The sequence below is a fragment of the Enterococcus sp. DIV0210g genome, assembly GCF_050559705.1.
Classification (GTDB): Bacteria; Bacillota; Bacilli; order Lactobacillales; family Enterococcaceae; genus Enterococcus_B; species Enterococcus_B faecalis_A.
Genome location: NZ_CP187903.1, coordinates 1,174,546 through 1,188,277, shown reverse-complemented (window position 1 = coordinate 1,188,277; position 13,732 = coordinate 1,174,546). Strand labels below are relative to the sequence as shown.

14 protein-coding genes are annotated in these 13,732 nt (G+C 40.9%); 3 read left to right on the top strand and 11 right to left on the bottom strand.

The window, feature by feature from the left end; translation table 11 throughout:
- Positions 1-34 precede the first annotated feature (34 nt).
- Entirely contained in the window at positions 35-1,045 is a 1,011-nt protein-coding gene (locus IGI64_RS05800; protein ID WP_016625234.1) for a branched-chain amino acid aminotransferase, read from the bottom strand.
- Between the two features lie 179 nt (positions 1,046-1,224).
- On the opposite strand from IGI64_RS05800, the gene IGI64_RS05795 reads away from it, so the two are divergent.
- Entirely contained in the window at positions 1,225-2,142 is a 918-nt protein-coding gene (locus IGI64_RS05795) for a mechanosensitive ion channel family protein (RefSeq protein ID WP_429939828.1), read from the top strand.
- A 50-nt stretch (positions 2,143-2,192) separates the two neighbouring features.
- Here the strand turns inward: IGI64_RS05795 and cbpB are convergent, their stop codons facing one another.
- From cbpB to racE, 4 genes are all read right to left on the bottom strand, one after another.
- Positions 2,193-2,696, bottom strand: a complete 504-nt coding sequence (cbpB, locus tag IGI64_RS05790) for a cyclic-di-AMP-binding protein CbpB (protein WP_429939827.1) — start codon at positions 2,694-2,696, stop codon at positions 2,193-2,195.
- A gap of 104 nt (positions 2,697-2,800) precedes the next feature.
- Positions 2,801-3,319 (bottom strand): metallophosphoesterase, encoded by a 519-nt coding sequence (locus IGI64_RS05785; protein WP_429939826.1) that lies wholly within the window; start codon positions 3,317-3,319, stop codon positions 2,801-2,803.
- Positions 3,316-4,674: a ribonuclease PH gene (gene rph / locus IGI64_RS05780; protein WP_429940757.1), complete on the bottom strand. Its 1,359-nt coding sequence runs from the start codon at positions 4,672-4,674 to the stop codon at positions 3,316-3,318. Before rph ends, IGI64_RS05785 begins: the two co-directional genes overlap by 4 nt.
- Positions 4,674-5,498, bottom strand: coding sequence for a glutamate racemase (gene racE, locus IGI64_RS05775; RefSeq protein WP_429939825.1), 825 nt, complete (start codon positions 5,496-5,498; stop codon positions 4,674-4,676). The genes rph and racE overlap by 1 nt, the downstream gene beginning before the upstream one ends.
- A 151-nt stretch (positions 5,499-5,649) precedes the next feature.
- Between racE and IGI64_RS05770 the strand changes: the two genes are divergently transcribed.
- A complete protein-coding gene (locus IGI64_RS05770; protein WP_034862954.1) occupies positions 5,650-5,871 on the top strand; it encodes a hypothetical protein in 222 nt (73 codons plus the stop codon).
- A gap of 71 nt (positions 5,872-5,942) precedes the next feature.
- Here the strand turns inward: IGI64_RS05770 and IGI64_RS05765 are convergent, their stop codons facing one another.
- Genes IGI64_RS05765 through IGI64_RS05750 form a run of 4 tightly spaced genes read right to left on the bottom strand, consistent with a single transcriptional unit; the run spans position 5,943 to position 8,838 of the window.
- Positions 5,943-6,599, bottom strand: coding sequence for an amino acid ABC transporter permease (locus IGI64_RS05765; RefSeq protein WP_016625241.1), 657 nt, complete (start codon positions 6,597-6,599; stop codon positions 5,943-5,945).
- A gap of 15 nt (positions 6,600-6,614) precedes the next feature.
- Entirely contained in the window at positions 6,615-7,262 is a 648-nt protein-coding gene (locus tag IGI64_RS05760) for an amino acid ABC transporter permease (RefSeq protein ID WP_016625242.1), read from the bottom strand.
- 12 nt (positions 7,263-7,274) lie between these two features.
- Positions 7,275-8,090 carry a transporter substrate-binding domain-containing protein gene (locus IGI64_RS05755; RefSeq protein WP_429939824.1) on the bottom strand — a complete coding sequence of 272 codons (816 nt, stop codon included), beginning with the start codon at positions 8,088-8,090 and terminating at the stop codon, positions 7,275-7,277.
- Positions 8,091-8,100: 10 nt separating this feature from the next.
- A complete protein-coding gene (locus tag IGI64_RS05750) occupies positions 8,101-8,838 on the bottom strand; it encodes an amino acid ABC transporter ATP-binding protein (RefSeq protein WP_429939823.1) in 738 nt (245 codons plus the stop codon).
- 259 nt (positions 8,839-9,097) lie between these two features.
- Between IGI64_RS05750 and trpS the strand changes: the two genes are divergently transcribed.
- Positions 9,098-10,108 (top strand): tryptophan--tRNA ligase, encoded by a 1,011-nt coding sequence (gene trpS / locus IGI64_RS05745; RefSeq protein WP_429939822.1) that lies wholly within the window; start codon positions 9,098-9,100, stop codon positions 10,106-10,108.
- Positions 10,109-10,244: 136 nt separating this feature from the next.
- On the opposite strand, the gene pheT is transcribed toward trpS, so the two are convergent.
- Both pheT and pheS read right to left on the bottom strand, forming a co-directional pair.
- On the bottom strand, positions 10,245-12,662 hold the full coding sequence (gene pheT / locus IGI64_RS05740) for a phenylalanine--tRNA ligase subunit beta (RefSeq protein ID WP_429939821.1): 2,418 nt from the start codon (positions 12,660-12,662) through the stop codon (positions 10,245-10,247).
- 4 nt (positions 12,663-12,666) lie between these two features.
- Positions 12,667-13,710, bottom strand: a complete 1,044-nt coding sequence (gene pheS / locus IGI64_RS05735) for a phenylalanine--tRNA ligase subunit alpha (RefSeq protein ID WP_429939820.1) — start codon at positions 13,708-13,710, stop codon at positions 12,667-12,669.
- Between the last annotated feature and the right edge of the window lie 22 nt (positions 13,711-13,732).

Genomic DNA, 13,732 nt, shown 5'->3' with positions numbered 1-13,732 from the left:
TCGCTGAGGTCCTTTTTAGTATCTTAAAAAACTTTTAAACGACTTCGATCCAACCTTCTGGCGCTTCTACATCACCGAACTGGATACCTGTCAATTCGTCATACAAACGTTTTGTCATTGGTCCCACTTCTGTTTCGCTGTAAAAGACATGAAGATCATTTTTATAATAGATGCCGCCGATTGGAGAAATAACAGCTGCCGTACCACATGCGCCTGCTTCAGCGAATTCATCCATTTTATCGATATAGATATCCCCTTCGATAGTTTCCAATCCTAAACGTTCTTCTGCTAATTGCAGTAAAGAATATTTTGTGATACTTGGCAAGATCGATGGCGACTGCGGTGTAATGAATTTTCCATCTTTGGTGATTCCGAAAAAGTTCGCTGCGCCCACTTCTTCGATTTTTGTATGTGTTGCCGGGTCAAGATAAACACAATCAGAATAATCAAGTTCTTTTGCTTCATTTCCGGGCATCAAACTTGCAGCGTAGTTTCCGCCGACTTTCGCAGCTCCTGTCCCTTTTGGCGCAGCACGATCGTAATCCGAAACGATAAAGTTCGTTGGTTTCAAACCGCCTTTGAAATATGCACCAACTGGCGTACAAAAGACAACAAATAAATATTCAGAGGCTGGATGCACCCCGATGTTTTCTCCTACCCCGATCAATAGAGGTCTTAAATACAATGTTGCCCCAGTTCCATAAGGCGGTACAAACGCTTCATTTGCTTTTACAACTTGTTTGACTGCATCGATAAACATTGGCTCTGGGACCATCGGCATCAATAGTCTGCGCGCACTTTGATTCAAACGGCGGCTGTTTTGATCTGGACGGAACAAATTGATTTCTCCGTCTTTTCTTCGGTAAGCTTTCAAGCCTTCAAAACATTGCTGTCCGTAATGAAGGGCTGGAGAGCCTTCGTGGATCGTCAAATAGTTGTCTTCTGTCAACTGTCCTTCTTCCCATTGTCCATCTTTCCAGCGTGCAATATAGCGGAAAGGTGTTTTGATATATGAAAAACCAAGATTATTCCAATCGATTTGCATAACGTTACTCCCTCTTCATTAAGTACTTTCTGCATATTTTATCACTTCGAAAAATATTTGTCATGACAATTTTCGTATTTATCTAGAAAATATACCAATTCTTCATTCATTTCTCTATTTTCATTTTTTGCCAGTTCTTGTTACAATAGGACTATCATTTTTTTAAAGAAGGGAATTATATGTTTTTTATGATTTTAACGGCACAAACAACGACTTCTACAGATGAATCATTAACTGATCAAGCGGTTCACAAAGTCAACGCGTTCCAACGTTTTTGGAATAACATCAACTGGGATGATCTGCTTGCTTCTGCTATTGAAAAAGCACTTTATCTTGTATTCCTGATCCTCCTGTTCAGTATTTTGAATCGTGTAGGAAAATATCTGATGGAAAAATCCTTTAAGCAATATTCAAAAAAATCAGCACTGCACGGTACACGATCAAAAACCTTGCACAGCTTATTGAATACCATCTTCAATTATACATTAGGCTTTTTCTTCATTTATTCCATTCTTTCTGTGATCGGTGTACCAATCGGCTCTCTGCTGGCCGGAGCTGGAATTGCTGGGGTAGCCATTGGTTTAGGGGCACAAGGATTCATGAGCGATGTGATCACTGGCTTTTTCATTATCATGGAACAACAGATGGATGTAGGCGACTATGTCAAATTAACGGCGCTATCGATCGAAGGCACAGTAGTTTCTGTCGGGATTCGCACGCTGCAGCTGAAAGCAACCGACGGAACGATCCATTTTATACCTAACAGAAATATCACAACGATCAGTAATCTTTCCCGAGCAAATATGCAAATCTTACTTGATATTCGAATCATCCCTGAAGAAGGATACGACCAAATTTATCAAATCATCGATTCAGTCAATCAAGAGCTTGGCGAAAAATACCAAGAAGAATTACAAACAGAGCCGTCTATTTTCGGTATCGTAGATTTAGGGAACAGCAATTTTGCGATCCGTACGGTGTGTTATGCACTGAATGGCAAACAATACGCATTAAAGGAAGAATTTTTAAGCAGATATGTCAAAGAATTGACGAAAGCTGGTTTTTCTATTCCAAATACACCGATTGCACGCGTCTGATATAAAATACAAAAGAGAAGGCAGGAATCCTGCCTTCTCTTTTATTCAAATCAGCCTAATAATTCGACTTTACTTTTCATTTCTTCGACGTTGCGCGGTGTCAATATGTTGCGCCGTTCCAATTCATGGACCATGAAATTCACTGCTTTCAGCAATTCTTTTCTTGTGATGATCCCTTTAAAAACTTGATTATCATCTACTACTGGCAAGAACGATGCATCGACCAGCAAATGAAGCACATCTTCTAATTCCCAGCTCTCGTTGATGGTTGGTACTTCTGTTTCCATCACATCAGCTACAGTCAATCCTTCAAGAGGTTCCATGCTGATCTCATTTAGATCCATCATTTTATTGACGATTCCTGATAAACCCACCAGACCAACAAAATGATCTTGTTTATCCAAGACTGGGATCTTTGTATAGCCGACTTTCGACAAGACAAGCAAGCCGTGGGACAAAGGATGCTGGTGCATGACATTCGCCACGTTTTCCGCTGGTACCAGGAATGTTTCCTGATTCTCCAGTAATAATTCACTAATTGCAGGTCCAATCATTTGATTGCCTCCATTTCTGTTTTGTTCGCTGGTTCTATTGTACCGAAATACAAAGAAGTTTACAGAAAAAAATTATTGCTTTTAGCAAAATTTAGATTCTTTTTTTACTTGTTGCGTGAAAAAGTAAATTCCAGCTCTTCTACAGGCTGATGTGCCCGATTATAATATTGGACATGGATTTCTTCTTCTCCGCTGTCAATCAGCGCATAGGATGGGATACGGATCGGTCCTCTTGGCTGAGAGATACTTCCCGGGTTCAAGAATAGCCGATTTTGTTCCATCTCGCAACTGATTTGATGCGTGTGACCAAAGAAAATCATATTGGCGCCTTTTTCTTCTGCTTCTAGGGACAACTGTGTCAAACCAAAGCGGACGTTGGAAAGATGTCCGTGAGAAAGATAGATTTTATCTTGGCCTGTATCGATCAACCGATTTTTTTCAAATCCCGGACCAAAATCGCAATTGCCTTTAACGACTTGGAACACAGACCATAATTCATCTGTCGCTTCTAATTCAGAATCGCCGCAATGAAAAAAGTAATCGACCTGTTCTTTATACTTTTCGGAAAGATCCTCTAAAATCTGACGGTCTCCGTGGTTATCGCTTACGACTAGATATCTCATTTTCCTTCTCCTTCCAGCCATGTTTCCCAAACTTCGGCTAATTTTTTCAATGCTTGGCCGCGGTGGCTTTGCTCATTTTTTTCCTCATTTGAAAGTTCTGCTGCGGACTGGCTGCTGTTTTCAGGGATAAAGAGCGGATCATATCCAAAGCCGTTTTCTCCTTGCGGTATTCTGGCGATTTTTCCAGGCCATTCCGCTTCTACGACCAAACTGTCTTTTCCTGGTTCAGCAAACACAAGTGTACAGTGGAATTGTGCTGTTCGTTTTTCGTCTGGGACCCCAGTCAATTCATGCAGAAGCTTCGCATTGTTTGCAGCATCACTTTTATGCTCGCCGGCAAAACGTGCAGAATAGACTCCTGGCATGCCGCCTAACGCATCTACTTTCAATCCTGAGTCATCTGCTAAGACAGGCTGTTTCAAGATCCCTGCAATCGTTTCTGCTTTCAAACGCGCATTTTCTTCAAAAGTCGTACCCGTTTCTTCTACATCTGGCAATTCAGGATAATCTAACAATGTTTTGACTTGGTAACCATTCTTGCCAAATATTTCTGCAAATTCACGTGCTTTTCCTGGATTGCGAGTCGCGATGACCACTGTTTTGTTCTCAGGAATAACTGTTGATCCTTCTGTGTATTCAGCAAGCAGCGCTGTTTTTTGTTCAGCAATCAAGGCTTCGATTCCGTTTTTTCCGTACATCAGCAGTTCATTTAATTGTTCACCGTCAAAAGTAGCTTCTTCTCCAGTTCCTTGGATCTCCACAAACTTTCCAGACTCCGTCATAACGAGGTTCATATCTACTAATGCAGCAGAATCTTCTGCATAATCCAAATCCGTCACACAGGTATTATCAGGCAAGATACCAACGCTGACAGCTGCTAGATGTTCTTTGATCGGATCTTCTGATAATTGTTGTTCCCGCAGCAATTTTTCCACAGCAAGTCTCAAAGCAATAAATGCACCCGTAATACTTGCTGTTCTTGTGCCCCCATCTGCTTGCACAACATCGCAATCGACGATGATGCTGCGTTCGCCTAGTTTTTCCAAATCAATGACTGCTCGCAAAGAACGCCCGATCAGCCGCTGGATTTCCATCGTTCTGCCAGTAAGTTTCCCTTTGCTGCTTTCTCGGCGGTTTCTTGAAGCTGTTGCTCTAGGCAGCATGCTATATTCTGCTGTGACCCATCCTGTACCAGAGTCGCGTAAAAAAGGCGGAACCGATTCTTCCACCGTGGCAGAACAGATGACTTCTGTATCGCCGAATCGGATCACAACCGAACCTTCCGGATATTTGAATACATTCGTACGAATCTCGATTGCCCGCAGATCTTGCGGTGCTCTTCCATCATGGCGCATCAATTTTTTCCTCCTAATTCGATATGCTGGACATCCATCTCATTCAACTCCAGCCATTCTTCTGCAATTTCTTGGAACATTTTTGGGGAACCAGTCGTATAAAACATACGTGATTTTGTCGAATTTTTTGGTGTATTGGCAATTTCAAAATAATCCAGCAGCATCGATACTTCCCCCACTGTTTCTGCGCCAGAATCAATCAATGTGACATTTTCTCCCATCACATTTTTGATAATTGGCCGCAGCAATGGATAATGGGTACAGCCCAAAATCAATGTATCCAAGTTTTGTTTCAATAAAGGCGCAAGCGTTTCAGCAACGACTTTTTTCGCTACCGATGAATGGGCCTGATTGCTTTCTACAAGAGGCGCAAATTTTGGACAAGCAAGGCTGTCTACAACTAATTCTGGTGCTTTTTCTTTTAAGAAGTTTTCGTATGCTCCGCTTTTGACTGTTCCTGCTGTGCCGATCACGCCCACTCGATTATTTTTGGTTGCTTTCACAGCTGCTCTTGTACCCGGCATGATTACGCCGACTACAGGGATATTGACATTTTTTTTGATTTCTTCTAAGGCAACAGAGGTGGCCGTATTACATGCGATCACCAGCATCTTGATTCCTTTTTCAATCAAAAAATTCGTCATTTCCCATGTGTATTGGATCACTTGTTCTGCAGGTCTTGGACCGTATGGGCAGCGCGCTGTGTCTCCGAGGTATAAAATATTTTCGTTCGGTAGTTGTTTTAATGCTTCTTTTACGACAGTCAAACCGCCGACGCCCGAATCGATAAAGCCAATTGGCCGATTATCTGACAATGTGATCATCCTTTTTTCTAATAGTTTTCGCTTCCCTTATTGTGTACTTTTTAGCCGATTTTTTCAAGCGTTTCTACCGTTTCGGAAAGCGTTTTATTTTATTATTTACATTTGTTTCGTTATGCTTGGATTATCTATTATACACAAAGGAGGTGCCGATATGCCAAAAGATGACTTTTTAGACAAATTAGCAAAGGAAAAAGATTTAGGAGAAGACTTCAAAAAAATCGATGAATTAGCAGAAAAAGAAGGGCTAGACATGCCGAAAAAAGAGGATTCTGACGGGCCTGAGAACACAGTAACCGATATCGAAAAAAAACTAGACGACCTGACAAAAGATCTGCCGCCAAGATTTCCAAGCGACCGCAACCATTCTGTTTAAAAAAGCAGCTGATCAAAAACAAAAAAGGAGCTGGACAAAGCCAGACTCCTTTTTCTTCTGCAAGATTATTATTAATAGCTGTAATTTCTTTTTTCCAAAAAGCGTGAAAAGACAGACAAGATATAACAAATCACAAAGTACATCAATGTCATTGCTACGAACATCGGCAAAACATAATTCGTATTTTGTCCATAAACGATTCGCGCATGATGGGTCAATTCCGGTAAAGAAATAATGACTGCCAATGACGTATCTTTGATCAATGAGATCAATTGGCTGACGATCGCTGGGATCATCGACTTGAAAGCTTGAGGAAAAATGATGATCCTCATCGTGTCTACATAAGACAATCCTGTTGAAAGTCCGGCCTCCATCTGCCCTTTTGGTACGGCATTCAATCCTGCACGGAAAATCTCTGAAAGCATTGCAGATTCAAAAATCGCCAAAGCTGCAATTGCTGACCAGAAAATATCTAATTTTATCCCGATTTGCGGTAAAGCGAAATAAGTGAAGAAAATAATCAGCAGCAGCGGAAGATTCCGAATAATATCAATAATGACCCCAATTACCTTAGAAAGCACTGGGATATCCGCAAAACGAAGCACCCCTGTCAGACCGCCAAAAAAGAGACTCAAAATCATTGAAATAGCAGAAACTTCAACAGTTACTCTTAACCCGTCTAGTAAAAAGCGGATATTCATCCATGAAAAAGCACCAGCAAAATCCATCTATTTTCCTCCTTTCTAAGAACGTACTGCCCATTTTTTTTCAAGATAGACCATCAAATAAGATAATGGCAATGTCAGTATCAAATAAAATAATCCAACAACGATATACGTATCAAATGTATTGAATGTTTCGCTTGCGATCAAGTCTCCTTGATACATCAGATCCAAACCCGCTACCATCGCCAAGATCGATGAATTCTTGATCAAGTTGATGAATTGGTTTCCTAGCGGCGGGATCACGATTTTAAATGCTTGCGGCAAAATGATATAACGCATTGTCTCAGAATACGTAAATCCTGCTGAAAGCCCTGCTTCCATCTGCCCTTTTGGCACTGTTTGGATACCAGAACGCACTGTTTCTGCAATAAACGCAGAAGTGTAGATCGTCAAGCCGATCGTCCCTGCTTGGAAGCCGTCAAAACTGATCCAATAAATCGGTACGACTACATAGAAAAACATAACGATGATCAAAAGCGGTATGTTTCTGAAAAATTCAACATACGCTTTTGCTAATCCTTTGATCACTTTGTTTGTTGACAGTTGGAAAATCGCCATCAATGTTCCGATGACCAAACTGAAAAAAAGCGCTAAAAGACTAGATAAAATCGTATACTTAAAACCTTCCAAAAAGGCCGATCCGTATGTTTGTATTAATCCGCTCATCCTATTTCCTCCCTACTCGACCTTGCCGTCTTCTGTTTCTGGGAACCATTTTTGATAGATTTTATCGTATGTCCCGTCTGTCAGCATTTCTTCAAGCGCTTTGTTGACAGCTTTCAGAAACGGCTCTTGCCCCTTATTGATCGCGATGCCATAAGGTTCATTGGTAAATGTTCCGCCAACTAATGTGTAGTCAGGATTTTCATCTGCCATTCCTAAAAGGATCGCATTGTCGGTCGTCATTGCTTGTCCTTGGCCAGACTGCAATGCCGTGAACGCTTCAGCATAGTTCTCAAGTTCAAGGATTCTTGCATCTGGTGCATGTTCGCGGATGTTTGCAGCAGAAGTTGAGCCTTTGACCGCTAATACTGTGGTAGAAGAATCTAGATCTTCTACACTTTTGATTGGGCTGCCTTTTTTCACAAGCAGCGACTGTCCTGCATCAAAATAGACGTCTGAAAAATCGACTTGTTTCTTTCGTTCGTCGGTAATCGTCATTGTCGCGATGATAGCATCGATATTTCCGTTTTTTAATAAAGGAATTCTTGTCTTAGACGTTACTTCGACAAATTCAGCATGGCCATCTCTGCCAAGGATTTTTTCAGTTACCGCTTTCGCAATATCGATATCAAAACCTTTGACTTCTCTTGATTTGATATCCATCATTCCAAATAGACGGGTATCGTATTTTACACCCCAAGTGATGACATCATTCTTTTTCGCCTGCTCCAATACATCTTGGTTCGCAGCGCTTTTTGCTCCACATCCTGCTAAAGCTGCCAACACGATGCCCAAAAGAAAAAAAAGACGAAAGTTTTTAAGTGTTTTCATTCTGTTCCTCCTAGTGGTTGATTACTTTGCTGATGAATTGTTTTGCTCGTTCCTCTTTTGGCTGTTCAAAGAATTCTTTCACATTACGGCTGTCTTCTAGAACTTCACCATCCGCCATAAAGATGACACGGTCTGCTACTTCTTTTGCAAAGCCCATTTCGTGGGTCACGACGATCATCGACATACCGTCATGTGCTAATTTTTTCATAACATCTAATACATCCCCGATCATTTCTGGGTCCAATGCAGAAGTCGGCTCATCAAATAACAGCATCTCCGGATTCATCGCTAAACCGCGTGCGATTGCTACCCGTTGCTGCTGTCCGCCTGAAAGCATAGATGGATATGAATCTTTTTTATCGTACATATTTACTGTCTTCAAGAATTTCTCAGCGTTCTTCACTGCACTTCCTTGGTCTTGTTTCAAGACTTTGATTGGTGCTAATGTGATATTTTCTAAAACAGTTTTATTTGGATAAAGATTGAAATGCTGGAATACCATCCCAATATTTTTTCGGATCTCTGTCAATTTGGTATTTTTATCATGAAGATTCTTGCCGTTGATTAGCAATTCTCCAGAAGAGGTTGTTTCTAAACCATTGATACAGCGAAGCATCGTACTTTTACCTGAGCCGGATGGTCCGATGACAACGACAACTTCCCCCTTTTCAAATTCAAGGTTGATATTTTTCAACGCGTGAAATTTGCCATAGTACTTTTCTACGTTCTTGAATTCTATCATTGCCATATATTACACTCCCATTATTATTTAGTAAGAACATCTTTAATCTGTTTATAAATTTGTAATGAAACACATTATATAGGAAAAAGTTATCAGTTGTAAAGTTTAAAAAAAGTTATAACATAACATTTTTTATTTCTGGGACATTTTTCAGTATTTTCAAATAAAGACGCAGTTTTCTGTTTGAACAGTTGTTTCTTTAAAAAAAAAACGGTAAGATGGTAGATGCCAAGAATTGAAAAATTGTAACCAAAGAGGTGTTTTTTTGAAAAATATTATCTTGACCGGCGATCGCCCAACTGGCAAACTTCACTTGGGCCACTATGTCGGATCACTAAAAAAACGTGTAGAAATGCAAGCAGACGAAACGAATCGTTTGTTCGTAATGATAGCTGACATGCAGGCGTTAACAGACAACGCAAAAAATCCCGAAAAAGTTTCTTCTAATGTATTAGAAGTAGCTTTGGACTATCTTTCTGTAGGATTAGATCCTGCGAAATCTACTTTGTTCATCCAATCGCAAATCCCTGAACTAGCAGAATTGACGATGTATTATCTGAACTTGGTCAGCGTAGGCCGCGTTAGAAGAAACCCAACAGTCAAAACAGAGATCGAACAAAAGAAATTCGGCGAAAGTGTCCCAGCAGGCTTCTTCATCTACCCTGTTTCGCAAGCAGCCGATATTACAGCCTTTAAAGCAAACCTTGTCCCAGTTGGCGAAGATCAAAAACCAATGCTGGAACAAACACAAGAGATCGTCCAAAGTTTCAATCATACTTACGGCGATGTGTTAGTTGAACCAAAAGGCGTTTTCCCTCCAAAAGGTATGGGTCGTCTTCCTGGTATCGACGGAAACGGCAAGATGAGCAAATCATTAAATAACGGCATTTACATCTCAGATCCTGCTGATGTCTTACAGAAGAAAGTCATGAGCATGTATACAGACCCGAATCACATCCATGTTGCTGACCCAGGACAAGTGGAAGGAAATATGGTTTTCACTTACTTAGATGTCTTCGGCACAGACAAAGAAGCAATTGAAGAGATGAAAGATCACTATCGCCGCGGCGGACTTGGTGATGTCAAGATCAAACGTTATTTGATCGATGTACTGGAAGCAGAATTTGGTCCGATCCGTGCACGTCGCGAAGAATTGGCAAAAGATCCAGGAGCTGTCATGGAAATGTTGCAAAAAGGCAGCCAAGAAGCGCAAAAAACTGCGGCGGCTACATTAGCCGAAGTGAAAAAAGCAATGGGTATCAGCTACTTCAGCTAATCAACACAAATCAAAACCGTACTTGCTCGATTTCGATCGAACAAGTACGGTTTTTTTGTTTTACATCAGATATGTTTGTGTCAAAACTTGTCTCCGCAAACACTTCTGTCTTGATTTTCTGACAATAGTTCACTGATTATCGGATTACTGCGCCGAGATGTTCAGACAAGGCAGCAGTTGTTTTTTCGATTGCTTTGTTGATTTCTTCATCCGTCAATGTTGCTTCAGGGTTCATGAATGTTAGGCTGTAAGCCATTGATTTCTTCCCTGTTTCGATATTTTCACCTTGATAAACATCGAATAAGCGGCTTCCTGTAAAGAATTTACCAGCAGAAGTTTTGATGACATCTGCAATTTGCTGATTTGTTACAGACTCAGAAACTAACATCGCCATGTCGCGGCTGACAGTTGGGAATTTTGTCACTGCTTGATAATGGATCCCTTCTTGTGCTTCTTCGAACAATACCTGAAGATCGATTTCAGCTGCATATGTTTCTGGGATTTCATATTCTTTCGCAATGGTTGGATGAATCTGTCCTACGAATCCAAGTTTTTTCTCACCAACATAGATCTCCGCTGTACGTCCTGGATGCATTTCCGGCATCGATACTGCTTGATAGCTGATTTTTTCTGTTAGAGAGAATTGTGCAAACAAGTTTTCTAAAAGACCTTTAACAGTGAAAAAGTCGACTGTTTCGCCTTTTGTTTGCCAATCTTTTTCTTGCCAGATACCAGAAACAGCTAGTCCCAAATGCTTCATTTCTTGCGGCAAATGTGTCAATGGATCATTTTCTTGGTAGAAAACACGACCAATCTCATATAACGCTACTTGGTTGTTCTTGCGTGCTGTATTGTAAGCTACACTATCAAGAAGTCCGCTGATCAAGTTCATGCGCAATACAGAACGATCCTCGCTCATCGGCCAGCTCAAACGTGTGATATTGCTGTCTTTTGTCGTGAACTGACGAGATTTTTCTTCTGTAATCAATGCATAATTGATTGTTTCAGTTAAGCCGCTGCCTTCTAAAACTGTACGGATTTTACGTGTTGCTGCTTGTTCTGTTGTCAAGCTTCCAGCGACTGTTTCGCCTTTTGGAAGTGTTGACGGCAAACGGTCATAGCCGTAGATTCGAGCAACTTCTTCGATAATATCCGCTTCGATATGGATATCCCAACGTCTTGACGGTACACTGACTGTATAAATATCGTTTTCTTTACGGCTGGCAAACCCTAATGTATCAAAGATTTCTTCTACTTCTTCTGAGGACAGTTCTGTTCCCAAATAACGGTTGATGCGGTCTAATGTAATGGATACTTCCGCGTTTTCTACTGCGACTTCTGTTCCTTTGACTGCACCTTTCAGCACTTCTCCGCCTGCTAATGAAGCAATCATTGCTGCTGCAACTTCCGCTGCTTCATCTACTGTCCCTTGATTGATCCCTTTTTCAAAGCGAGAAGAAGATTCACTTCTCAAATTGAATTGTTTTGATGTTTTGCGAATCGATAGCGGATCGAACAATGCAGCTTCTAGCGCAACAGTGACTGTTGTTTCTGTTATCTCAGAATCCAAACCGCCCATTACCCCAGCAAGTGCTACCGGTTCTTTTCCGTTGGTGATCACTAGATTTTCTTCTGTTAAGTTTCGTTCTTCGCCATCCAGTGTAGTTAATGTTTCTTGTTCTTTTGCATAACGTACAACGATTTCTTCTGATTGAAGTTTGTCATAATCGAATGCATGAAGCGGTTGTCCAAATAGTAATAAAATATAATTGGTTACGTCAACCACATTGTTGATTGGACGGATACCTGCATTCATTAAAATATTTTGGATCCACTGCGGACTTGGTGCGATCTTGACATTTTCAATGATTCGGATTTGATAAGCAGGTGCTGCCGTTTTATCTTCTACTGTAACTTTGATTTTTTCAGCAGCAGGACGATCTGTTTCAACAAGCGGTTCATCGTTGAAAACAGGTTTTTTACGATAAATTGCTCCTACTTCATAGGCAACGCCGCGCATAGATAGTGCATCTGCTCGGTTTGGTGTGATAGAAAGTTCAATAATACTGTCATCCATGTCTAAATATGAAAAGACTGGTTCGCCGTTTACTGCATCTTGCGGCATGTAGTAAATGCCTTCTGCATATTCTTTCGGCACAACGCTGTCAGGATAACCGATTTCTTGCAACGCACAGATCATACCGTTAGAAACTTGGCCGCGCATTTTCCCTTTTTTGATTTTGACATTGCCGGCGATGCGAGAGTTTGGCAATGCTACGATTACTTTGATGCCTGCTTTGACATTTGGTGCACCGCAAACGATTTGTGACAGTTCGTCTTCGCCGATGTCTACTTGGCAGATCGATAGATGATCAGAGTCAGGATGCGGAATACATTCTTTGACTTCGCCGACAACGATCTTTTTCAATCCTTCTTCTGGAACAGTGATCCCTTCTACTTCTATCCCAGTAACAGACATTTTATCCGCAAGTTCTTTTGCGGTGATTCCTGATAAATCAACATACTGATTCAACCATTTGTATGAAACTAACATTTTTTTACTCCCCTTTGAATTGACTTAAGAAACGTAGATCATTTTGATAGAAATGACGAATATCATTGACACCATAACGCAGCATAGCTACGCGGTCAGGTCCGATCCCGAAAGCAAAACCTGAGTATTCTTTTGGATCGATCCCAGACATTTCTAAGACGTGAGGATGAACCATGCCGGCTCCTAAAATCTCGATCCAACCAGTGTATTTGCAGACATTACAGCCTTTGCCGCCGCATTTGAAGCAGCTGACATCTACTTCTACAGAAGGTTCAGTAAATGGGAAATAGCTTGGACGCAAACGAATGCTGCGGTCTTCCCCAAACATTTTTTTCATAACGACTTCTAATGTCCCTTTCAAATCGCCCATCGTGATATTTTTATCAACGACTAATCCTTCGATTTGATGGAATTGGTGGCTATGTGTGGCATCATCAGTATCGCGGCGGAACACTTTTCCTGGAGAAATCATACGAAGCGCACCTTTAGAAAAATCATGTTTTTCCATTGTGCGTGCTTGAACAGGAGATGTATGTGTTCGGATCAAAATATCGTCAGAAATATAAAAAGTATCTTGCATATCTCTTGCAGGGTGATCTTTTGGCAAATTCATTCGTTCAAAGTTGTAATGATCAGATTCGACTTCATAGCCTTCAACGACTTGATACCCCATTCCAATAAAGATATCCTCGATTTCTTCCATGATTTGAGTCAAGATATGACGTGTGCCTTGACGTACTTCTTGTCCTGGTAAAGTCACATCAATTGTTTCTTTTTCTAACGCTTCATTCAAAGCTGCTTCTTCCAGCAGTTGTTTTTTTCGGTCGATTTCTTGCGATAAAAGATCACGGATCTCATTAGCGAAACTACCCACTTTTGGACGTTCTTCTGGAGATAAATCTTTCATTCCTCGAAGAACTTCTGTAATTGGTCCTTTTTTCCCTAATGTTTCTACACGAATCTGATTCAGCGTCTGCAGATCTTGTGCAGCAGAGATTTTTACGATCGTTTCATCTTTTAAGTTTTCTAATTGTGTCTGTAACGACATTGCTGATTTCCTCCTTTTCGAA

Excerpts from the sequence above, each read along its gene's own strand:
- rph (WP_429940757.1), bottom strand. The coding sequence starts at position 4,674 with ATGCGCCATGATGGAAGAGCACCGCAAGATCTGCGGGCAATCGAGATT.
- IGI64_RS05765 (WP_016625241.1), bottom strand. The coding sequence starts at position 6,599 with ATGGATTTTGCTGGTGCTTTTTCATGGATGAATATCCGCTTTTTACTA.
- racE (WP_429939825.1), bottom strand. The coding sequence starts at position 5,498 with ATGATCACATTGTCAGATAATCGGCCAATTGGCTTTATCGATTCGGGC.
- pheT (WP_429939821.1), bottom strand. The coding sequence starts at position 12,662 with ATGTTAGTTTCATACAAATGGTTGAATCAGTATGTTGATTTATCAGGA.
- IGI64_RS05785 (WP_429939826.1), bottom strand. The coding sequence starts at position 3,319 with ATGAGATATCTAGTCGTAAGCGATAACCACGGAGACCGTCAGATTTTA.
- IGI64_RS05755 (WP_429939824.1), bottom strand. The coding sequence starts at position 8,090 with ATGAAAACACTTAAAAACTTTCGTCTTTTTTTTCTTTTGGGCATCGTG.
- IGI64_RS05750 (WP_429939823.1), bottom strand. The coding sequence starts at position 8,838 with ATGGCAATGATAGAATTCAAGAACGTAGAAAAGTACTATGGCAAATTT.
- pheS (WP_429939820.1), bottom strand. The coding sequence starts at position 13,710 with ATGTCGTTACAGACACAATTAGAAAACTTAAAAGATGAAACGATCGTA.
- IGI64_RS05800 (WP_016625234.1), bottom strand. The coding sequence starts at position 1,045 with ATGCAAATCGATTGGAATAATCTTGGTTTTTCATATATCAAAACACCT.
- IGI64_RS05770 (WP_034862954.1), top strand. The coding sequence starts at position 5,650 with ATGCCAAAAGATGACTTTTTAGACAAATTAGCAAAGGAAAAAGATTTA.
- cbpB (WP_429939827.1), bottom strand. The coding sequence starts at position 2,696 with ATGATTGGACCTGCAATTAGTGAATTATTACTGGAGAATCAGGAAACA.
- IGI64_RS05760 (WP_016625242.1), bottom strand. The coding sequence starts at position 7,262 with ATGAGCGGATTAATACAAACATACGGATCGGCCTTTTTGGAAGGTTTT.
- IGI64_RS05795 (WP_429939828.1), top strand. The coding sequence starts at position 1,225 with ATGTTTTTTATGATTTTAACGGCACAAACAACGACTTCTACAGATGAA.